Origin of the sequence: Advenella kashmirensis W13003 (assembly GCF_000506985.1) — a bacterium.
Lineage (GTDB): Bacteria > Pseudomonadota > Gammaproteobacteria > Burkholderiales > Burkholderiaceae_B > Advenella > Advenella kashmirensis_A.
Window position 1 is genome coordinate 196922 of record NZ_KI650982.1, and the last position, 22151, is coordinate 219072.

Below are 22151 nucleotides of genomic sequence, written 5' to 3' on the forward strand. Positions count from 1 at the left end.
GTTTTAAAATACGTTGAAATACATTAAAACTACACTTATTGCAGTAAAAATGATCGTTTCCACACTCACATTGATTTCAAGCAAATTAGGGTAAAACCTGAAACCGTAGCATGAGCATTTCGTGCATACTGGCAACACCGTTATAAAGGAGTTTTCCATGAAGTTATCAACAAGTCTTGTGCTTGCTGCACTTATTTCCTCAATTGGTTTGTCTGCCCACGCCGAAGGTCGTCTGGACAAAATCAAAAGTACAAAAACAATTTCTCTAGGTTATCGTGACTCCTCCATTCCCTTTTCGTATCTTGACGGCGGCAAACCGGTAGGATACTCCAAAGAAATCTGCGACGGCATCGTCAAGGCACTGGAAAAACAGCTTGGTACGGAATTGACTGTCAAGCAGGTACCCGTAACGTCGGCCAGCCGTATCCCGCTGATTATGAACGGGACAATCGATCTGGCTTGCGGTTCCGCTACCAATAATGCCGAGCGCCAGAAACAGGTCAGCTTCGCGCCCACAACATTTGTAACTGCAACCCGCTTTGTTTCTGCCAAGGCCGACAACATCAAGGACCTGCAGGGCTTCAAAGGCCAGACAGTGACCTCTACAGCCGGTACCAGCAACATCAAGTGGCTGGCCGCGACCAATGCCAAGGAGAACCTCGGCATGAACATCATTCCGTCCAAAGACCACGCGGGTGCCTTCCTGACCGTTCAGGCCGGACGCGCCAAAGCCTTCTTCATGGATGATGTGCTCCTGGCCGGTCTGGTTGCGAACTCCGAAGATCCTGAAAAATGGGTGATCAGCGACAAGGCGCTCACGACCGAGCCTTACGCCATGATCGAACCTAAGGATGATCCCGATTTCAAGAAAGCCGTCGATGACGCAGTGGTCGCCATGATCAAAAGCGGTGAAATTGAAAAGCTCTACAAAAAGTGGTTTGAAAGCCCCATCCCTCCGAAAAACATCAATATGAATCTGCCGATGTCCGAGTCGCTGAAGAAGGCTCTTGCCAATCCGACAGACTCACCAGATCCGGCAAAGTACCAATAAGCCGGCATCTGTCCGACGGCACAAAACACAGCGAAAGCGGGTTTTGTGCCGTTTTTTGTTTTCTATAAATAGCGTTTCAAATTATGTCTATTTCCACATTTTTTTGTGACCCGGCCAATATCGACAACGCGTCACTGTTTTGCCAGATGTCTCCTAGCGGAAATACCTATCTGGACGCGTTCGGCACCGCCGTGCTCTGGACGCTGGAGTTGTCGGCCATCGCCTGGGTGCTCGCGTTTGTCGTGGGTGTCCTGGTGGGTGTCGGGCTGACCAGTCAGAACCGTCTCGTGGCGCGCATCTGCTCGGGTTATGTTGAACTGTTCCGGAACATCCCGTTACTGGTTCAACTGTTCCTCTGGTATTACGTTGTGCCGCAGGTGCTGCCTGCCTCGCTGGGAAAGGCCATCATCGGCATGCCCTACCCTTCGTCCGTATTCTGGCCGGCGGTACTCTGTCTCGGTTTGTTCACCTCTTCGCGGATTGCCATTCAACTGTCTTCGGGCATACGATCGCTGCCTCGCGGTCAGTCCATGGCGGCTACTGCACTGGGTCTGACCCGCTTTCAGATGTATAAGTATGTCTTGTTGCCCATGGCGATGCGTATCATCACACCGCCGCTGACATCCGAAATGCTTAACCTGCTGAAAAACTCTTCCGTTGCATATACCATCGGCCTGCTTGAGATCACCGGTGCCGCTGCGTCCATGCAGGAATCCACATTCCAGACATTCCCCTCATATATGGCGGCCACCGCCCTGTATGTGATTATCAATTTACTGATTCTGGTCATTATGTCAGCCGTTGAACGTTTCTTCAGTGTTCCTGGCTTTATTTCAGGCAAAGGATAGGAGCACACGATGAATTTTCAAGATTTGCTTATCTCCGCCTCCTCGGTCAGTGTCGCTGCCTTTGACTGGGAAGTCATCCAGCATGCCGCACCTGCATTGCTCAAGGAAGGACTGGTCTTCACGCTCAAGCTGACACTGTACTCTACAGTGCTGGCGCTGATCTGGGGCACCATACTGGCCATGATGCGCCTGTCGTCCATCAAGCCGTTCCGATGGTTTGCCGGTTCGTACGTAAACGTCATGCGTTCGCTCCCGCTGATTCTGATCCTGTTCTGGTTCTTCTTCCTGGTACCTTATATTCTGGGATGGATCGACTTCATGTGGGCAACGTATATCGACGGCAACGAGTCTGCCAGAATGGTGTCGCGACCGCTTAACGGCTTTACCTGCGCGCTGATTACCTTCACGCTGTTTGAAGCAGCCTATTTCTGCGAAATCATGCGTGCCGGTATTCAATCGATCCCGCGCGGACAGGTCGGCGCCGGGTATGCACTGGGTTTGCGTTACTTTCAGGTCATGCGCCTGATCGTGCTGCCCCAGGCGTTCCGCAATATGCTGCCGGTGATCTTTACCCAAATGATCGTACTGTTCCAGGATACCTCCCTGGTAACCGTACTGTCGCTGAATGACCTGCTGGGCATGGCGCGCATCAATGCCGATATTACCGGCCGGCCGGTAGAGCTGTATATCTTTGCGGCCGCCATCTATTTTATTATTTCTTTAGTTTGCTCTCGTCTGGTCAAAGTGGTCGATCGGCGTTTGACGATTATTCGATAAGGTATTTCTCCATGGCTATGATTGAATTTAAAAACGTTAGTAAATGGTATGGAAAATTCCAGGTTCTGACCGACTGCACCACTGACATCAAGAAAGGCGAAGTGGTTGTGGTTTGCGGTCCGTCCGGATCCGGCAAATCCACGCTGATCAAAACCGCCAACGGCCTGGAGCCCTTCCAGAAGGGCGAAATTTTCTTCGATGGCGTGTCGGTCGGCAGTCCGAAAACGGATCTGCCCAAACTGCGCTCCAAAATCGGCATGGTGTTCCAGCACTTTGAACTGTTCCCTCACCTGTCGGTCATGGAAAACCTGGCGCTGGCGCAGGTCAAGGTTCTGGACCGCTCAAAAAGCGAGGCCATGGAACGCGGGCGCAAGCTGCTGGAGCGGGTCGGCCTGCTTGAACATAAAGACAAGTTTCCCGGCCAACTCTCTGGTGGTCAGCAACAGCGTGTCGCAATCGCGCGCGCACTGGCGATGGACCCCATGGCCATGCTGTTTGACGAACCAACGTCAGCCCTGGATCCTGAAATGGTCAATGAGGTGCTGGACGTCATGGTGGATCTGGCCAAGGAAGGCATGACCATGATGGTCGTGACGCACGAGATGGGCTTTGCCCGCAAAGTGGCCGACCGCGTGATATTCATGGACGCCGGACAGATCGTGGAAGACTGCGACAAGGAAGAGTTTTTCGGCAATCAGGAAGCCCGCTCCGAGCGTGCGCGGCATTTCCTGTCGAAAATCCTGGGTCATTAACGCATACACGCATCGCTGTTGGAAGCAGTCAAAAAAAGTCGGGCAGGATAACTTGCCCGACTTTTTTCATTTGTGATATTGCCAATTATCACAGGAGCGCTGCAAAAACGGATCAGACGCGCTCGATAATGACCGCTGCGCCCTGACCCACGCCGATGCACATGGTGCACAAAGCGTACTTGCCACCCGTGCGCTGCAGTTGATACATGGCAGTGGTGACCAGACGCGCACCCGACGCCCCAAGAGGATGCCCCAGCGCGATGGCGCCGCCATTCGGATTGACGTTAGGTGCGTCATCTTTCAAACCCAGATCCCGCGTCACAGCCAGCGCTTGTGCAGCAAAGGCTTCGTTCAGCTCGATCACATCCATCTGCTCGATGGTCAGGCCGGTTTTTTCCAGAACCTTGCGCACGGCAGGAATCGGACCCACGCCCATGACGCGGGGTGCCACACCCGCCACTGCCATACCGACCACACGGGCCTTGGGCTTCAAACCATATTTTTTGACGGCTTCATCGGAAGCCAGCAGCACGGCGCAAGAACCGTCGTTCACACCGGAGGCATTACCGGCAGTGACGCTGCCATCAGGACGCACAACGCCCTTGAGTTTTGCCAGGGCTTCCGGCGTCGTCGCGCGTGGGTGTTCGTCAGTGTCCACAACGACCGGATCACCCTTGCGTTGCGGCACGCTCACAGGAATGATTTCTTCCCTGAAAACGCCATCGGCAATCGATTTGGCAGCGCGCTGCTGACTGCGCAATGCAAAGGCGTCCTGGTCGGCACGGGAAATTTTGTAGTCATCTGCTACGTTTTCAGCTGTTTCGGGCATGGAGTCTACACCAAAGGCAGCTTTCATTTTGGGGTTGACGAAGCGCCAGCCGATAGTGGTGTCTTCGACTTTCGCCGCACGCGAAAAGGCCGTGTCTGCCTTGCCCATCACGAAAGGCGCACGGGACATGCTTTCAACGCCACCGGCAATCATCAGATCGACTTCGCCGGATTTGATTGCACGGGCTGCCGTACCGATCGCATCCAGACTGGACGCGCACAGGCGATTCAGGGTCGCACCCGGAACCTGCACATCAAGACCAGCCAGAAGCAAGGCCATACGCGCTACGTTGCGGTTGTCCTCGCCTGCCTGGTTGGCACAACCGTAGATCACATCGTCCAGTTTGCTCCAGTCCACATCCGGGTTGCGCTCCATAAGCGCTTTGATTGGCAGCGCTGCCAGGTCATCGGTGCGCACTGATGACAGACCACCACCGTAGCGGCCAATCGGCGTACGGACAGCATCGCAAATATAGGCGTTATTCATAGCTTTCCTCAGTATTTAAATAATAGTGTGATATTGAAAATCGGGCCAGGCAATCAATTGAAGATCAGCTTGGCGCCGGTGAGCGCCTGCAATTCTTCATCTGTCATATCCACGAGTTTTTCCACTACCGTCATGCCGGCGGGAGTCACTTCGAGCACGGCAATGTCGGTGTAGACACGACTGACCACGCCCAGACCGGTCACCGGCAGCGTGCATTGCTCCAGAATCTTCGGCGAGCCATCTTTCGCATTATGTTCCATCAGGATGAACACTTTGCGTGCGCCAACGGCCAGGTCCATCGCGCCACCAACGGCCGGCGGCTCTCCAGGCCGACCAAGTGACCAGTTGGCCAGATCGCCTGTGGCCGATACCTGCATGCCGCCCATGATGCACAAGTCCAGATGACCGCCACGCATGATTGCAAATGAATCCACGTGGTGGAAAAAAGCACCGCCCGTCAGCAGGGTCACCGGCTTTTTGCCGGCATTGATCAATTCGCCATCGATATCGTCACCCGTGGCGGCCGGGCCCATGCCCAGGATGCCGTTTTCACTGTGCAGCAAAATCTCGTCTTCGGCTTTCAAATAATTGGCGACCAGCTCCGGCATACCAATACCGATATTTACATAGCTGCCCGGCGCAATATCGCGGGCCAGGCGTTCTGCCATTTGGTTTCTGTTCAATTTATTCATGATATGACCTGCTTAACTGGAGATGGCCGGATTGGCAACTTCCACAATCCGGTTTACAAAAATGCCCGGCGTCACAATGGTTTCCGGATCGAGTTCGCCCAGTTCCACTTTCTGCTTGACCTGAACGATCGTGGTTTTTGCCGCCATGCACATGACCGGCCCGAAATTGCGGGCAGCCTTGCGATAAATCAGATTGCCCCAGCGGTCGCCCTTTTCTGCCAGCACCAGGGCAAAGTCGCCATGGATCGGCTTTTCGAAAACATAGTTCACGCCATCAATATTGCGTGTTTCCTTGCCATCAGCCAGTTCTGTACCGTAGCTGGTCCGGGTATAAAAGCCGCCGATGCCGGCACCCGCTGCGTGCAGCCGTTCTGCGATCGTGCCCTGCGGCACGCATTCGAGTTCAATCTTGCCCGCTTTGTACATTTCGTTGAAAACGTAGGAATGAGACGCTTTGGGAAACGAGCAGATCATTTTGCGCACGCGGCCAGCCTTGATCAGCGCGGCCAGGCCTGTATCGTGATTGCCCGCGTTGTTGTTGACAACCGTCAGTTCACGCGCACCCTGCTCAATCAGGGCATGAATCAGCTCTGTCGGATGGCCCGCGCCACCGAATCCACCGATAAGCACGGTGGCGCCATCAAAGACGTCGGCGACCGCCTCGTGTATATCGTCCAAAAATTTATTGATCATCTCGATTACCTGTATTTTCCTTTGTCTGAATCTCTTTATGCGTCATTGCTGGCGCAAGCCATTATTTCATATTTCGATCGTGTTAATTCAACCCAGGGTACGCCACAGCACTTTTCCCGACGACGTTTTGGGCAATGCGTCGGTAAAGGCCACGATTTTAGGCGCTTTGTATGACGCCATTTTCTCCCGGCACCAGGCCAGCAGTTCCTGCTCGGTGACCTTGCCCCGGCTGTGCTCCTGCAGAACAATCCAGGCCTTGACGGTTTCGCCGCGCTTTTCATCAACCACGCCGACCACGCAGGCTTCCAGGACGGCCGGATGCGCGTACAGCATGGTCTCGACTTCTGCCGGCCATACCTTGTAGCCCGAAGCATTGATCATACGCTTGAGGCGATCCACCATAAAATAGTAGCCTTCTTCATCCATGCGACCCAGATCGCCGGTGCGCAAAAAATGCTTGCCATCCAGTTGAATGAAGACATCGGCGGTTGCCTGCGGATTATTCCAGTAACCCTGCATCAGTTGCGGGCCATGCACGATGATTTCGCCTACTTCACCCTGCGCCACTTCCTGCAGCGTGGCCGGATCGATAATGCGCGCATCCACGTCGAATATCGGAATACCCAGGCACTGCCGTTTCGGATGCTGTTCCGGATTGATATGCGTCGGTGCCATGACCTCGGACATACCGTAACCTTCCAAATAGGTCAGGCCGAAATCGCGATGCAATTTTGCTGCGACCGCTTCGGGCATGGCGGCACCGCCCCCGCTGACACGTGAGATACTGGACAGGTCAAAATCAGCCAGATCCGGCATCGCCAGCAGGTCAACAACCATCGCGGCAATCAGCGCCAATCTGCCGACGCGATAACGTTCGATGCATTGGGCGGCGACAACGCGATCCCAGCGAGTCATGATGACTGTGGTGGCACCCAGATAAATGGCGCTGTTCATGACGCCTTCCATGCCCGTCACATGAAAGAATGGCAGGACGCCCAGATAAACCGCATCCTGATTGCCGGCGTCATACCATACGGCCGGTGAGACCGTGTTGTACATGGTCGAGCGATGGGTATGCATACAACCTTTAGGATGCCCGGTCGTACCCGAGGTATAGGGCATCACCGCCAGATCCGCTGGCGTGACAGTCGAAGGCAAGGGCACACGCTGTTTGGCAAGTGCTTGCTGCCAGAGCACGACCCCGTGTCCCGGGACGCTTTTGGCTGACGTGGCAACGACCTCGGGCACAGCCAGATCGGTGCCCGACGCAGGCAGATAGTCGTGATACGCCGCTACCAGTTTGTGCGCAGGGGCGTTCCGGCCCAGCGTAGCGATATGTTCATGCAGTTCCTGGCCATACACAATGACCGATGCCTCGGTATCACGAATGTAATGCTGCAGTTCATCGGCCCTGTTCATTGGGTTGACCGGCACCACCACGGCATCGGCACGCAAAATGGCGTAGTAGGCCAGCACGAATTGGGGACTGTTCTGCATGTACAGCAGCACGCGATCACCCTTGCTCACACCGCAATCGTGCTGCAAAAATCCGGCCAGCGCCTGGACCTGTTCCAGCACCTGCCGGTAACTGTAGCGGGCGTCGTAATACACCAGGCAGGGCTTGTCCGGATAGCGCTGCGCGGATATCTCCAGATTGGTGTGCAGCGCCGTGTCGGGTACGCTCAGCGATGTGCTGCGCCCGCGCGGCCAGACTGCAGAATAGTCGGGGCGGGTCATGCCACTTCGAACAGTCCTGCCGCACCCTGTCCGCCACCGATACACATGGTCACCACCACATATTTGACGCCACGGCGCTTGCCTTCGATCAAAGCATGCCCCACCATGCGCGCGCCCGAGACCCCATATGGGTGACCGACCGCAATGGCGCCGCCGTTTACATTCAGGCGGTCATCGGGAATGCCCAGTTTGTCGCGACAATACAGTACCTGGCAGGCAAAGGCTTCGTTCAGTTCCCATAAGCCGATATCGTCCACTTTCAGCCCACTGCGCTCCAGCAAACGGGGTACGGCAAAGACCGGGCCGATGCCCATTTCATCCGGCTCACAACCGGCGACAGCAAAGCCGCGAAAAATGCCCAATGGCGCCAGGCCACGTTCGCGCGCCACTTGTGCATCCATCAGGACACACGCCGATGCGCCATCTGAAAACTGGCTGGCATTGCCGGCAGTAATCACACCTTTGGGAAAGACCGAGCGGATTTTCGACACCCCTTCCAGAGTGGTATCGGGACGAATACCTTCGTCTGCAGAGATCGTCACCTCACGCCGCGCGATACCGCCGGTGGCTTTGTCAAAGACGCTCATGACCGTGGTCATGGGCACGATTTCATCATTGAAGCGTCCATCGGCCTGCGCCTGCGCGGCCCGTTGCTGACTGCGCGCGCCGTATTCGTCCTGGGCCTGACGCGAAATACCATAGCGCTTTGCCACCATCTCCGCCGTCTGCAGCATGCTCCAGTATATTTCGGGCTTGTGTTCGCGCAGCCATGGGTCCTGGCGCATGAGCGTGTTGGCATCATTCTGTACGCAGGAAATGCTCTCGACACCGCCGGCGACCATCACGGGAACCTGATCCACAATAATGCGCTGCGCAGCCATTGCAATGGCCTGCAGGCCAGAGGAACAAAAACGATTGACGGTCACGCCCGCGGTGGTTACCGGCAGCCCGGCACGCAGGGCGATGGCCCTGGCGATATTACCGCCGGTCGTGCCTTCGGGCAAGGCCGATCCGATAATCAAGTCTTCGACGTCGGCCGGATCAATACCAGCGCGGGCGACGGCATGCGATACGGCATGCGCGCCCAGCGTGGCGCCATACGTCATGTTGAACGCGCCTTTCCAGGATTTGGCCAATCCGGTGCGGGCAGTGGAAACGATAACGGCTTCTCTCATGTCTCTTCTCCTGGTCTGTGCCGGGTGAGCAGGTACGCGAACCGATCACGCCTGGCCAGTCAATGCAAATGCCACGACAGGCCCGAAACAGGCCTGTCGCTATTTTGTTATCTTACTTCAGCGCTTCGCCACTTTGAGCGTGTTGCTCCAGCAGCGCAGCAGGTTGCCACGCCTGAGGCCGGCTCGACGTCGCGCCGAACTGCCTGATCGCACGCACGACATTGAACAGCCCGGCCTGTTGCGCATAATGCATAGGGCCGCCGCGATGCAGCGGGAAGCCATAGCCATTCAGATAAACGATATCGATGTCCGAAGCGCGTAACGCAATGCCTTCTTCAAGAATTTTGGCACCCTCATTGGCCAGCGCATATACACAACGCTCCACGATTTCCTGATCGCTGAAGCTGCGTGGCGTAACGCCCTTTTCCTTGCGGAACGTCTCGATCAGTGTCTCGACTTCCGGGTCTACATGGGGTTTGCGATCACCCGCAACATAGCGATACCAGCCGGCACCGGTCTTCTGCCCGAAGCGTCCGGCCTCGCACAGGCGGTCGGCCACCACTTCTTCGTAGCCTTGCGGGTTCGCTTCTTTCTTGCGTTTGCGAATCGCCCAGCCGATATCCAGCCCGGCCAGATCGCCTACACGATAGGGGCCCATGGCAAAACCAAAGCTCTCCAGCGCACGATCGACCTGCGACGGCGCTGCACCCTGCAACATGACCTCGTCCGCCGCATCACGATAGGCGTACAGCATGCGATTGCCGATAAACCCGTCGCATACGCCGGATACCACCGGCTGTTTGCCGATTTTCTTGGCCATGTCGATACATGTGGCCAGCACATCATTGGCGGTTTTCTCACCGCGCACAATTTCAAGCAACTTCATGACATTGGCCGGGCTGAAAAAATGCAGACCGATGACATCCTCCGGACGCTTGGTAAACGAAGCAATCTTGTCGACGTCCAGCGTTGAGGTATTGGAAGCCAGAATCGCACCGGGCTTGACTACGCGATCCAGTTCACGAAATACGACTTCCTTGACCCCCATGTCCTCGAATACGGCTTCGATCACCAGATCCACTTCATTGAGTGCATCATAGGACAAGGAAGTGCTCAGCAGATTCATGCGCTCTTCGACCTGTTCAGCCGTGATGCGCCCTTTTTTCATGGTGTTTTCGTAGTTCTTGCGAATCGTTGCCACACCACGCTGCAAGGCTTCTTCCTTCTGTTCGAGCAGAATGACGGGAATGCCTGCATTCAGATAGTTCATGCTAATGCCGCCGCCCATGGTGCCTGCGCCGATGACGCCAACCAGTTTGATGGGGCGCAAGGCGATATCGGCCGCAATACCCGGGATTTTTGTAGCGGCGCGCTCGGCCGCAAACACGTGGCGCAGGGCCAGCGATTCGGGCGAAGTCAGCAGTTGCGTAAAGAGTTGCCGCTCCAGGGCCAGACCGTCATCAAAAGATTGATTGGTGCTGGCCGCCACGGCTTCAACGCAGGCTGCTGGTGCAGGAAAGCGCGCGGAAGCGGCCTTGACCGCATTGCGTGCGTTCAGCAGCAACGCATCGGCATCCGCATCAGGCACGTTCAAGTCACGAATGCGTTTCAGGGGTGCATCGCTTCCCAGGCCTTTGGCAAACTCAACGGCAGCAGCCAGCGGATCAGTGTCAACGACTTTGTCAAACAAGGCGCTACCGGCAAACGCAGAGGCCTTGCTGATCTGACCGGACACGATCAGGTTAAGCGCCTTTTCCAGACCAAGCACGCGCGGCAACCGCTGGGTACCGCCGGCGCCAGGCAAAATGCCCAACTTGACTTCAGGCAAGCCGACTTTGGCGCCTGCGGCGGCGACGCGATAATGCGCACCCAGTGCCAGCTCCAGCCCGCCCCCAAGACACACACCATTGATCGCGGCCACAACCGGCTTGGCCGATTGCTCCAGCACCTCAATGACCGTGCGCAGCGTGGGTGCCTGCGAAGATTTAGGCGTACCGAATTCGGTCACATCGGCACCCGCCGAAAATGCACGCTCGGAACCACTCAATACAATCGCGCGGACCGCAGCGCTGCCGTTGGCGCGATCGACGCCCTCGACAATCGCCTGACGCAAACCGTGGCCAAGACCGTTGACCGGGGGGTTATTGAATGTAATGACGGCAACCCCGTCCTTTTCTTCGTAAAAAGCGTGATCCATGGCGAGAAGTCTCCTTGTCTGGCCAGTTTGAAGGCATGACGAACGGCTGCCGTGCATGATAGTTTTGCATAGCAGAATTGTTGCGCCGCGATTAATTTTTTGATGATACTCTGAGCGGGCATCGGGTGTAAAGCGATTTGTCGATTGGAAATATTTCCGTCATTTCCTCTTTTTCTCTTGCCTGAACTTTCCATTTTTGGAATAGCTGGCTATAATCAATTCCATAAAACGAATTTTAATTCCACAATGCAGAATTAATTGCGCATTTTCATCTTGTTCCACAGACAGAATCTGCGCAAAATAGCCATATGCATTTGCGGCTTAACAAACTAAAAGGAATATCGTCCATGGATATCCGCTACACCCCTGAACAAACGGCATTTCGCGAGTCAGTTCGCCAATTCCTGCAAACCGCGGTGCCTGCGTCGGTTCGCGACAAAACCCATCAGTGCCTGCCCCTGTCCAAAGAGGAAAAGCAGCAATGGCAGCGCAGCCTGTACGCTCAGGGCTGGGGTGCGCCCTCATGGTCCAAGGAATTCGGCGGTACCGGCTGGGACGCTATCGAACGCCATATTTTCGAAGAAGAATGTGCCGCTTTCGGCGCCCCCGAACAACTGCCCTTCGGCTTGAAAATGGTCGCTCCCGTGATCCAGAAATACGGCAGCAAAGCGCAGCAGGATCGTTTCCTGCCCCGTATTCTGTCAGGTGAAGACTGGTGGTGTCAGGGATACTCGGAACCTGGCGCCGGTTCGGATCTGGCTTCGTTGAAGACAGCGGCGGTTCGTGATGGCGATGACTATATCGTCAATGGCCAGAAAACATGGACCACACTGGCCCAGTACGCCGACTGGATATTTTGTCTGGTGCGCACCAATACGGAAGTGCGCAAGCAGGAAGGCATTTCATTTCTGCTGATCGATATGAAGACCCCGGGCATTACCGTGCGCCCCATCATTATGCTGGATGATGGGCATGAGGTAAACGAAGTCTGGTTCGAGAATGTCCGCGTTCCCGCCGCCAACCTGATCGGCGAGGAAAACAAAGGCTGGACTTATGCCAAATTTCTGCTGGGTCACGAACGCACCAACATTGCCCGGGTCGGTCGCTCCAAAGCCGCCCTGCAGCATGTGAAAGCAGCAGCGGCCCGGCAGATTGGCAATGACGGACAGCCGCTGCTGCAGGACGCCCGTTTTCGCGACCGGCTGGCGCAGGTCGAACTCGATCTGCTGGCACTGGAAATCACCAACCTGAAGCTGGTATCACAGGAAGGCAGCCGTCACGCTCCCGGTCCTGAAGCATCCATTCTCAAAGTCAAAGGCTCCGAAATCCAGCAGGCGATCACCGCACTGGCCTCGCAGGTTGCAGGCCCCTATGCTGCTGCGCGTATTCTGCCCAGCGATCCGCTGCACGATCTGTCCGCCGCGTTCCCCGAGTCCCAGGAACATATGACGGCTCAGTATTTCAACTATCGCAAAACGACCATCTACGGTGGGTCCAATGAAGTGCAAAAAGGCATTATCTGCCGGATGATTCTGGGGCTGTAACGCCTCGCCATCCCTTTTCGACCACTGACACAGAATACGCTACGGAGTCATCCAAATGGACTTTACCTTTACCGAAGAACAGCTCGCCCTGCAAGATACCCTGACTCGCTTTGTCGAGAAAGATTACGCTTTCGAACAACGCCGCAAGAATCTCGCCGCCAACCGCCATTTCGATGAAGCGACCTGGCAGGCATTTGCCGAGCTGGGCATTCTGGCCCTGCCCTTTGCCGAAGAAGATGGCGGCCTGAACGGCACCCCCCTGGATACCTATCTGGTCATGCGGTCGCTGGCCCGGGGCCTGGTTCTTGAACCCTATATCAGCACGGTTGTGCTGTCGGGCACCTTTTTGCAACAGCACGCCACGGCAGAACAGCGCAGCGTGCTGATCCCGGCCATCGCCGACGGCTCGGCCCGCTTTGCCTTTGCCCACTACGATGTCGAATCCCGCTACGAGGAATCCCGCATCCAAACCCATGCGGCCAATCACGCCAATAAATGGATACTGAATGGCCACAAGGCCATGGTGATTGATGCGCCCGTATGCAATCACTGGCTGATCACGGCCAGAACATCCGGTGAACAACAGGACCAGAACGGGTTGTCCGTCTTTCTGGTCAAGGCCGACCACCCCGGTATTACCGTCAAATCGTATCAGTTGCATGACGGGCACCTGGCTGCCGATCTGATCCTCGACAATGTCGAACTGCAGCCGGAAGCGCTCATCGGCGCGGCCGACACGGCGTATCCTGCTATCATGCAAGCCCTGGCAGCCACCCATGCCGCCCTGGCCGCCGAAGCCGACGGCCTGATGGCTGCGCTGAACGATGCCACCCTGGAATACCTGAAGACCCGCAAGCAGTTTGGCGTGGCCATCGGCACATTCCAGGCCGTGCAACATCGTATGGCAGACATGGCCATTGCCGCTGAACAGGCCACATCCATGGCCCTGCTGGCCGCCATCAGCCAATCGGCTGATGATCCTCAGGAGCGGATTCTGAAAGCGTCCGGCGCCCGGGCGTTGCTGGCCCGGCTGGCCCGTCAGGTAGGCGAAGAAGCCGTTCAGTTGCACGGCGGGATGGGCGTAACCGATGAACTGGTGGTGGCCCATTATTTCAAACGTGTTACCGTGCTGAACACTCAATACGGCGACGCAGACTTCCATTTGAAGCGATATAGTGATAGTTTGCTGACATTTAATCAAGGAGAGCAGGCCCACGCCTGAAGAAACACCCGAATCATGACTGACCAGACACTTCCAGAACACTATCGCCCGTTAAACCGCTTCAGCTCTTTCTCTGACCTGACCGGACCCTTTTATGAAAAAGTGGTCGACGGCCGCCATATCGGCATCGGCATCCGGGTCGAGGAGTCTCATCTGAACAAAGTGGGCGTTGCGCACGGCGGGCTGATCATGACTGTCGCAGACAATGCCTTTGGTGATGCCATTCTCAATGCCAACGAGGAACCCGTCTCCTTTGTCACGATGTCACTGACCTGCGAATTCATGTCTGCAGTCCATGCGGGCGACTGGCTGGAAGCCACGGTCGATATTCAACGCAAAGGCAAGCGGGTCGTCTTTGCCAACTGTGATCTTCGCGTGGGGGACAAAAAAGTGGCGTTCGCAACGGCGCTTTTTTCCATGATCAACACAACTAAAGCCTGAGATCAGTCCGATGGCGCCTGAGCGCAATGGCCGATCCCGTCGTGCCCGAGGGATCGGCCGATTCAGCCCGCCTCAGGCATGAGAACGGGTCCGGCCCGGCTCAGACGGGATCATTAACCTGCCCCGCTCAGACGAAACGACTACCCCGCCGGCTCAGGCGGGCTGACCGACGGTTTCCTTCAGCCTGCGCACGATGTCCAGTAATTTGGGCCGCGCCTCATCCAGCAGGAACGATTCGGACAAATGAAAAGACGGTCCGCCGCAACTGATCGCCATCACCGGAAACTGACGGCCCAGGTCCAGCCCAACCGCAATGGCATTGACATCCTTTTGCCAGTCTCCGAACGAACACGTGCAGCCCAGTCTTTCATAATCACTCAGGGATGACGCAATGCCGACCATTAAGGCATCGCTCGCCTGTTCATCCAGTTCGCGAACACGCCCGAAAATCTCTTCGCGCTCCTGCAGGGGAATTTCCGCCAGATAAGCACGGCCCATTGCAGTAGAGACAATGGGAATCCTGGCGCCCACATCCATACTGAGCGTAAGCGCCGAGCGACTGCGGCAATTTTCCAGATACAGCATGGACAGCCGGTCTCGTGTTCCCAGAGTGACCATGCCCTGGGTTTCGTCGGCCAATGTCTGCATGAGCGGGCGCGCGACCTGACGAATATCCAGCTTGGCCAGCAGGCCCACGCCAAGCGAAAGCGTCGCCATGCCCAGTTGATACTTGCTACTTTCCTCATCGTGCGTCAGATAGCCAAGCCGGGTGAGCGTATATGTAATACGCGACACGGTTGACTTGGGCAATTTGCAGCGTTGCGCAATCTCCTGATTGCCCAGCACTTTATTGCCCGAGCGGAAGCAGGCAAGCACATCCAGGCCCCGAGCGATTGCCGTGATGAAATGTCGGTCATCCTCATATTGATTGGCAAGAGGCGGCTTATTAATGGTTTTCCGGATATCAGCGGTCATAAGTAAAAAGCGTCTGAAAATTCCAATACGCAGAATAAACAATAAAAGATGGTGTACGGCCCAAAAAGGATCCACGACGAGCCCGATATCGTAATAATACCCGTTTTATACGGTGTATAAACAGAAAATTTCGTTGCCCCACGCTTCAGAGTAGTCTATTATAAGGCCTGACCGATAAACTGGAAATATGAGTTTTGTACCGCATTGCGGAATATTATTTCAGTTTTCACCATCCAGACGGCTTCGCACGTTCACACTGCGCCCGCCGGTTGCGCCGCCGACGTCCGCCTCGGCGATTTTCGTATCCGGCCGATGCCCAGCTTCTCTGTTGCCGGCTACAACTGACCCTTTCTGATCGAGGTTGTTTTCATGACTCATTCTGTCGTACAAGCATTGCGCGCCCAAATGACGCTCCCCGTGATCTGCTCGCCCATGTTCATCGTGTCCAATCCCAATATGGTCATCGAGCAGTGCAAAAGCGGTCTGATCGGCTCATTTCCGGCTCTGAACGCGCGCCCTGCTTCATTGCTTGATGAGTGGCTGGCCCATATTACCAACACACTGGACGAGGAACGCAAGCAACACCCAGACCGCAAAATCGCCCCGTTTGCAGTCAATCAAATCATTCATACCTCGAATGACCGGCTCGAACACGATATGCAAACCTGCGAAAAATACCGGGTGCCCATCATCATCACCAGCCTGCGCGCGCCCACCGATGTGGCCCATGCGGTCCACGGCTGGGGCGGCCTGGTCTTTCATGACGTTACCACTATTCGTCACGCCGAAAAAGCGCTTGAGGCCGGAGTTGACGGCCTGATCCTGGTGGCCGCCGGCGCTGGCGGCCATGCCGGCACGCTCAGTCCATTCGCACTGGTGTCCGAGGTGCGCAAATTCTACGACGGCCCGATTATTCTGTCCGGTTCAATCACCAGCGGCGATGCCATTCTTGCAGCGCAAGCCATGGGCGCCGATTTTGCCTATATTGGCACCCGCTTCATTGCCAGCCAGGAAGCCAACGCCGATCCGCGTTACAAGCAAATGATTGTCGACACCACAGCCAAGGATATTTTATACACGCCCTTTTTCACCGGCATTCCAGGCAACTACCTGACCCCCAGCATCACCGCCTCCGGGCTGGACCCACAGAATCTGAACGTGGAAGAAAAATCTTCCACCAATTTCGGCTCGACCCGGGTCAAGGCCTGGAAAGATGTATGGGGCGCAGGCCAGGGTGTGGGCACGATTGATTCGATTGATCCGGTTGCCACCATCGCCCAGCGCATGCAACAGGAATACGATGCCGCACGCCAGCGCCTTGCCGGCGACAGCCGCTAACCCAGGAGCCCGAGGATGACAAATAATACAGACACCACATTACTGAGTGACGTGAGCGATCGGGTTCTGACCCTCACGATCAACCGACCCGCACAGAAAAATGCCCTGGATAGCGCGACCTATGCAGCCCTGACCCACGCTTTGCAACAGGCCAGCGCAAGAGAAGACCTGAACGCGATTGTGCTGACCGGCGCGGGCAGTTATTTTACGGCTGGCAACGACTTGCACGATTTCGTCAAAGCACCCGAAGGCGCCAGTCCGGGCCTGACTTTTTTGAAAGCCATTAGCAAGGTCAATATCCCCATTATTGCCGCTGTCGAAGGCGGTGCCGTGGGAATCGGTGTCACCATGCTGCTGCATTGCGATTTTGTGATTGCAGGCAGCGGCGCACAGTTGCGCATTCCATTTGTACCGCTGGGACTGTGCCCGGAAGGTGCCTCCAGCCTGCTATTGGCGCGCTACGTAGGTATTCGCAAAGCCAATGAATGGCTTTATCGCGGCACGCCCTTCTCGGCAGAAGACGCCCAGCAGGCCGGACTGATCAATCGCGTAGTGGTGGCCGGCGAAGCGCTCGACACCGCCATGACCCTGGCCCGCGAGATGGCAAGCCAGTCCCGGCTGGCCCTGACCAGCACCAAGGCGCTGCTGCAGCGCGCCTCGGCCGACGAGGTCGCCGTAACACTGGACGCCGAACGGGACCTGTTCGCACAATGCCTGGCCTCGCCCGAAGCCAGGGCTGCATTCAACCGATTTTTGACCAAATAAGATACATCATTTTTACAAGGATAAAATACCGCCATGATTCGTGACCAGGAAACCCAGACGCTTCTCGAAGAAGGTGTTCGCCGCTTCGTACAAGAAGTGCTCGTGCCCGCCGAGAACGAGGTTGCCGAGACTGACGAGATTCCGCAGTCGATTCGCCAGCAAATGAAAGAACTGGGTCTGTTCGGGCTGACGCTGCCAGAAGAATACGGCGGCCTGGGCCTGACCATGGAAGAAGAAGCACGCATCGCCATGGAACTGGGCCGCACCTCGCCGGCCTTCCGTTCCTACATCGGCACCAACAATGGCATCGGTTCCTCGGGTATTGTGATTGATGGCACGCCTGAACAGAAAGAAAAATATCTGCCGCAACTGGCTGCGGGCGACCTGATCGGCTCTTTTGCCCTGACCGAGCCGGAAGCCGGTTCCGATGCCGGTTCCCTGCGCACAACAGCGGTTCGCGACGGCGACGATTACATTATCAATGGCACCAAGCGCTTCATTACCAATGCGCCTCACGCCGGCATCTTTACGGTCATGGCGCGCAGCAACCCCGATATCCGGGGCGCATCCGGCATTTCTGCGTTTATCGTTGAAGCCGGCACCCCGGGCCTGAGCCTGGGCAAGCGCGACAGCAAAATGGGCCAGAAAGGCGCGCATACCAGCGACGTGATTCTGGACAATTGCAGAGTCCCTGCCTCGCAACTGATTGGCGGCAAGGAAGGCGTGGGCTTTAAGACCGCGATGAAAGTGCTGGATAAGGGGCGGCTGCATATTTCGGCCGTGGCAATCGGCGCGGCCAAGCGCATGCTGGCCGATGCCCTGGCCTTTGCCAAGGACCGAAAGCAGTTTGGTCGCCCCATCGCCGATTTCCAGTTGATCCAGGGCATGCTGGCCGACAGCAAAACTGAGATCTATGCTGCAGAATGCATGCTGCTGGATGCGGCGCGTCGGCGCGACGACGGGGAAAACGTGTCGGCCCTGGCCTCCTGCGTCAAATACTTCGCCACTGAAATGTGCTGTCGCGTTGCCGACAGGGCTGTACAGATTCATGGTGGCTCGGGCTATATTTCCGAATACGCGGTTGAACGCTTCTACCGCGACGTGCGCCTGTTCCGTCTTTATGAAGGCACATCGCAGATCCAGCAGATTATTATTGCAAAAGATCTGATAAAACAGGATACCATCTGATCAGGATGGATCATTGCTGGCTTGTATGATCTGCCAGTGAGCAGACGGGCGCAGACCCGTCGCACACACTGCCATTTATCCGCACTATCAAAAACAAGGAGACAAACTTGATCAAATCAGCCACATTCATGTATACCGCAGCCATCGCAACATTCATGGCAGGCGGTATGCAGCCAGCCCAGGCCATGTCCGAAGCTGCAAAAAACTTCCCCGACAAACCTATCACAATCGTCATCGGCTATACCGCTGGCGGCTCAACGGACATTCCCTTTCGGGTCCTGGCCGAGAATCTGACCGGCATTTTCAAGCAGCCGGTTATCGTTGAAAACAAACCCGGCGCCGGCGGCGTGCTGCCGGCCATGCAGTTGCACAACAAAAAACCCGATGGTTACACACTTGCACAAACGCCAACTCCCGTTTTTCGCCTGCCATATATCAGCAAGATCGACTGGAATCCGGCCACCGACCTGACCTACGTGATCGGCCTTGCCGGCTATTCGTTCGGACTGGTGGTGCCCGCGGACTCGCCCATCAAGTCAATGAAAGAATATATCGACTTCGCCAGGAAAAATCCCGAGAAGCTGACCTACGGGACGCCCGGTATCATGACCACGCTGCATATCACCATGGAGGCCATTGCCCAGGACGCCGGCATCAAACTGGTGCACGTTCCCTACAAGGGCAACGCGGAATCACTCAAAGCCATTATTGGCGGCTTTGTCATGTCGGTGGCTGACACGCCCGCGTGGGCGCCCTATGTCGAAAACGGGAAACTGCGCCTGCTGTCTACCTGGGGGGAAAAACGCAGTAAAAAATTTCCGGATGCCCCCACGCTCAAGGAATCGGGTATCGATCGGGTCCAACTGTCTCCATTTGGACTGGCCGTCCCCAAAGACACCGATCCGGATATTGTCAAAAAACTGCATGACGGACTCAAACAGGCCATGGAAAAACCCAACTTCCGGGAAGCATTGGAAAAATACGATATGGAACCCTTGTATATGAGTACGCAGCAATACACTGAGTTTGCCAAAAACACCACCGCTGACGAAGGCAAGGTACTGGAATCCCTGGGGTTCCAGAAAAAATAGAAACGCCTCGCAGGCAGACCGCTGTTGACCACGATGCCGCAGCCCCTGGCCCTGGCCGCGGCATTCCCGTGCGCTGTTTGATCTCTTTATCATTCAAATATTTTGAATATACTCAACAAACCGGATGAAACACATTCACCCTGCAATGCAGCATAATGTTGACTATACAAACCGCACAAAGATCGGTTTCTGAGATAAAGACTCATTTCATCGGATACACTTAAAGGTTTAAACATTATGTCTGCACAGTTTCTGAAGCACCTGAAAAACCGTCGTACCATTTATGCGCTTGACCGCAACCTCCAACTCAGCGACGAGGAACTCGTCGGCCTGATCCAGAGCGTGATCAAGGAAGCCCCCTCTTCTTTCAACTCCCAGACCTCACGCGCTGTCATCCTGCTGGGCAAACAGCAGGACCGCCTGTGGGAAATCGCCAAGGAAACACTCAAAGCCATCGTCCCCGCCGACGCCTATCCGGCCACAGATGCGAAGCTCAGTGGCTTTCAGGCTGCCTACGGCACAGTGCTGTTCTTTGAAGACCAGGACGTGGTAAAAGGCCTGCAGGAAAAATTTGCGCTTTACGCGGACAATTTCCCGATCTGGTCCGAACACTCCACCGGCATGGCGCAACTGGCCGTCTGGACAGCCTTGGCTGAACATGGTATTGGCGCGTCGCTGCAGCATTACAACCCGCTGATCGACGACAAAGTCAAAGCGGAATGGAATCTGCCTGCCAGCTGGAAACTGCGTGCACAAATGCCATTTGGCAGCATTGTCAGCCCGGCCGGAGAAAAAGAATATATGGACGATAACGAACGTTTCCGTGTATTTGCCTGAGTCAGTCTTCCGATTTCATCTGCCATACAGCACGAACACGACCCGACTTAACCGTGTCGGGTCGCAGGAAAACAAGAACGCACCTTAAGCCCCATTCTGATGTCTGTTCCGCTGTGCAAAAAGCCCGCCAGGACTCGTTCTGCGGGCTTTTTGCATATTTGGCGAATTCCTTTTTTATTTCAACAGAAATTGTCTTATTTGCAATCAATGTTTGCTATCCTTTAGTGGTTATCCAAATCAGATAAAAGGATTTTTCCAATGAAAACAAAAGGGACATCTCTTCTGGCGCTGTCTGTCATCGCTGCTCTTGTGACCCCCATGGCAGCACAGGCTGCCTGGCCGGATAAACCCATCAAGGTCATTGTTCCGTATACGCCGGGGGGCGCCACCGACACAGTGACTCGTGTCGTGATGCAAAAACTGTCCGAAAAACTCAAGCAGCCGATTGTGATTGAAAACAAGCCAGGCGCAAACAGCACGATCGGTACAAGCCAGGCGGCGCGCTCCAAGCCCGATGGCTACACTTTCGTCACAGTCCTGGCCGCCTATTCCGCCAATCCCCATCTGTACAAGCTGAACTACAGCAACAGCGATTTCGTGCCTGTGTCGCATATTGCCGACCTGCCGCTCTTCCTGTTTGTCAGTAAACAAGTACCTGCCAATAACGTCAAGGAACTGGTCGAGTATGGCAAGAAGAACCACCTGACGTATGCCTCCAGCGGCACAGGCTCCAGCGCGCATCTGACCGGCGCCCACTTTGCCGGCGAAGCAGGAATCGAAATGACGCATGTGCCGTACAAAGGCAGCGCGCCCATTCTGGCCGACCTGCTCAGCGGCCAGGTGTCCATGGTCTTTGATCCCATTCTGGTTCCCATGGGCTATGTCAAAGAAGGCAAACTCAAAGCCCTGGCCATTACGTCCGCCAAACGCTGGGAAGGGGAAGACGACATCCCCACCATGGAGGAAGCCGGTTTTAAAGGTTTTGTCATGAACTCCTGGACCTCGCTGCTGGCGCCCAAAGGCACACCGCAGGACATTGTTGACCGGGTTTCGACTGAGATTGCGCAAATCGTGCAGGAGCCCGATGTGAAAGAGAAATTCAAAACGGCCGGCTTTGTACCCGTGGGAGGCTCTGCTGCGGAGCTGGGCGAATTGATCAAGCGCGACTCGGAACTGTATGAAAAAATCATCAAGGACAACAATATCACCGTGCAATAATCTTCAGCATGCGAGGGCATTGAGCTCACCGGCATCGGGTAAGTCCCTAGTTGCGCTTCTGTCGCAGACGACTATCATACCCGGTGTCGACAAGCGCTTTTGCAGGAGAGTTCAGCCCTGCTGACGCCGACGGAGCAACCACCCCGGAAACTCTCAGGCAAAAGGACTGTAAAAAGGCGCGACAATCTGGAGAGAGGCGCATGCGCCCACCGAAGGGGAACCGGTTCGACTGAACCGGTGAAGCTCTCAGGTACCGTGACAGATGGGGTATGCAGATCAGCTGATCTGCATCACT

Annotated in this window: 20 protein-coding genes and 1 riboswitch; of the genes, 13 read left to right on the forward strand and 7 right to left on the reverse strand. The window is 55.7% G+C overall.

Translation table 11 applies throughout. The features are described 5' to 3' along the window. The first annotated feature begins 157 nt into the window (after nucleotides 1–157). The 4 genes from W822_RS42925 (at nucleotide 158) to W822_RS42940 (ending at nucleotide 3428) form a co-directional block, all read left to right on the forward strand. Nucleotides 158–1051 (forward strand): amino acid ABC transporter substrate-binding protein, encoded by an 894-nt coding sequence (locus W822_RS42925; protein ID WP_024006981.1) that lies wholly within the window; start codon nucleotides 158–160, stop codon nucleotides 1049–1051. Between the two features lie 83 nt (nucleotides 1052–1134). Next, nucleotides 1135–1899, forward strand: coding sequence for an amino acid ABC transporter permease (locus tag W822_RS42930; RefSeq protein ID WP_024006982.1), 765 nt, complete (start codon nucleotides 1135–1137; stop codon nucleotides 1897–1899). A 9-nt stretch (nucleotides 1900–1908) separates the two neighbouring features. Next, on the forward strand, nucleotides 1909–2676 hold the full coding sequence (locus tag W822_RS42935) for an amino acid ABC transporter permease (RefSeq protein ID WP_024006983.1): 768 nt from the start codon (nucleotides 1909–1911) through the stop codon (nucleotides 2674–2676). A gap of 17 nt (nucleotides 2677–2693) precedes the next feature. After that, nucleotides 2694–3428 (forward strand): amino acid ABC transporter ATP-binding protein, encoded by a 735-nt coding sequence (locus tag W822_RS42940; RefSeq protein WP_024006984.1) that lies wholly within the window; start codon nucleotides 2694–2696, stop codon nucleotides 3426–3428. 112 nt (nucleotides 3429–3540) lie between these two features. On the opposite strand, the gene pcaF is transcribed toward W822_RS42940, so the two are convergent. The 6 genes from pcaF to W822_RS42970 form a co-directional block, all read right to left on the reverse strand. Next, nucleotides 3541–4743 carry a 3-oxoadipyl-CoA thiolase gene (gene pcaF / locus W822_RS42945; RefSeq protein WP_024006985.1) on the reverse strand — a complete coding sequence of 401 codons (1203 nt, stop codon included), beginning with the start codon at nucleotides 4741–4743 and terminating at the stop codon, nucleotides 3541–3543. Between the two features lie 53 nt (nucleotides 4744–4796). Further along, nucleotides 4797–5435 (reverse strand): 3-oxoacid CoA-transferase subunit B, encoded by a 639-nt coding sequence (locus W822_RS42950; RefSeq protein ID WP_024006986.1) that lies wholly within the window; start codon nucleotides 5433–5435, stop codon nucleotides 4797–4799. 12 nt (nucleotides 5436–5447) lie between these two features. Beyond that, entirely contained in the window at nucleotides 5448–6128 is a 681-nt protein-coding gene (locus W822_RS42955) for a 3-oxoacid CoA-transferase subunit A (protein WP_024006987.1), read from the reverse strand. A gap of 87 nt (nucleotides 6129–6215) precedes the next feature. Then, entirely contained in the window at nucleotides 6216–7865 is a 1650-nt protein-coding gene (locus W822_RS42960; protein ID WP_024006988.1) for a long-chain fatty acid--CoA ligase, read from the reverse strand. Further along, nucleotides 7862–9040, reverse strand: coding sequence for an acetyl-CoA C-acyltransferase (locus tag W822_RS42965; protein WP_024006989.1), 1179 nt, complete (start codon nucleotides 9038–9040; stop codon nucleotides 7862–7864). Before W822_RS42965 ends, W822_RS42960 begins: the two co-directional genes overlap by 4 nt. A gap of 112 nt (nucleotides 9041–9152) precedes the next feature. Beyond that, nucleotides 9153–11237 carry a 3-hydroxyacyl-CoA dehydrogenase NAD-binding domain-containing protein gene (locus tag W822_RS42970; RefSeq protein WP_024006990.1) on the reverse strand — a complete coding sequence of 695 codons (2085 nt, stop codon included), beginning with the start codon at nucleotides 11235–11237 and terminating at the stop codon, nucleotides 9153–9155. A 347-nt stretch (nucleotides 11238–11584) separates the two neighbouring features. Between W822_RS42970 and W822_RS42975 the strand changes: the two genes are divergently transcribed. Genes W822_RS42975 through W822_RS42985 form a run of 3 tightly spaced genes read left to right on the forward strand, consistent with a single transcriptional unit; the run spans nucleotide 11585 to nucleotide 14444 of the window. Beyond that, nucleotides 11585–12781 (forward strand): acyl-CoA dehydrogenase family protein, encoded by a 1197-nt coding sequence (locus tag W822_RS42975; protein ID WP_024006991.1) that lies wholly within the window; start codon nucleotides 11585–11587, stop codon nucleotides 12779–12781. A 55-nt stretch (nucleotides 12782–12836) separates the two neighbouring features. After that, on the forward strand, nucleotides 12837–14003 hold the full coding sequence (locus W822_RS42980) for an acyl-CoA dehydrogenase family protein (RefSeq protein ID WP_024006992.1): 1167 nt from the start codon (nucleotides 12837–12839) through the stop codon (nucleotides 14001–14003). Between the two features lie 15 nt (nucleotides 14004–14018). Further along, on the forward strand, nucleotides 14019–14444 hold the full coding sequence (locus W822_RS42985) for a PaaI family thioesterase (RefSeq protein ID WP_024006993.1): 426 nt from the start codon (nucleotides 14019–14021) through the stop codon (nucleotides 14442–14444). 153 nt (nucleotides 14445–14597) lie between these two features. On the opposite strand, the gene W822_RS42990 is transcribed toward W822_RS42985, so the two are convergent. Continuing rightward, on the reverse strand, nucleotides 14598–15419 hold the full coding sequence (locus tag W822_RS42990) for an IclR family transcriptional regulator (protein ID WP_051401846.1): 822 nt from the start codon (nucleotides 15417–15419) through the stop codon (nucleotides 14598–14600). Nucleotides 15420–15788: 369 nt separating this feature from the next. Here W822_RS42990 and W822_RS42995 point away from each other — a divergent pair, with 369 nt between their 5' ends. From W822_RS42995 to W822_RS43020, 6 genes are all read left to right on the forward strand, one after another. Further along, nucleotides 15789–16757, forward strand: a complete 969-nt coding sequence (locus tag W822_RS42995) for an NAD(P)H-dependent flavin oxidoreductase (protein WP_024006995.1) — start codon at nucleotides 15789–15791, stop codon at nucleotides 16755–16757. A 15-nt stretch (nucleotides 16758–16772) separates the two neighbouring features. Further along, on the forward strand, nucleotides 16773–17522 hold the full coding sequence (locus W822_RS43000; protein WP_024006996.1) for an enoyl-CoA hydratase-related protein: 750 nt from the start codon (nucleotides 16773–16775) through the stop codon (nucleotides 17520–17522). A gap of 33 nt (nucleotides 17523–17555) precedes the next feature. Next, nucleotides 17556–18710 carry an acyl-CoA dehydrogenase family protein gene (locus W822_RS43005; protein WP_024006997.1) on the forward strand — a complete coding sequence of 385 codons (1155 nt, stop codon included), beginning with the start codon at nucleotides 17556–17558 and terminating at the stop codon, nucleotides 18708–18710. A gap of 128 nt (nucleotides 18711–18838) precedes the next feature. Continuing rightward, nucleotides 18839–19801 (forward strand): tripartite tricarboxylate transporter substrate binding protein, encoded by a 963-nt coding sequence (locus W822_RS43010; RefSeq protein WP_051401858.1) that lies wholly within the window; start codon nucleotides 18839–18841, stop codon nucleotides 19799–19801. A 237-nt stretch (nucleotides 19802–20038) separates the two neighbouring features. Next, the gene (locus W822_RS43015) at nucleotides 20039–20638 is read left to right on the forward strand and encodes a nitroreductase family protein (RefSeq protein ID WP_024006999.1); all 600 of its coding nucleotides are present in this window, start codon (nucleotides 20039–20041) and stop codon (nucleotides 20636–20638) included. A gap of 258 nt (nucleotides 20639–20896) precedes the next feature. Further along, nucleotides 20897–21856, forward strand: coding sequence for a Bug family tripartite tricarboxylate transporter substrate binding protein (locus tag W822_RS43020; RefSeq protein ID WP_024007000.1), 960 nt, complete (start codon nucleotides 20897–20899; stop codon nucleotides 21854–21856). A 92-nt stretch (nucleotides 21857–21948) separates the two neighbouring features. Continuing rightward, nucleotides 21949–22035, forward strand: a riboswitch (glycine riboswitch). Nucleotides 22036–22151 lie beyond the last annotated feature (116 nt).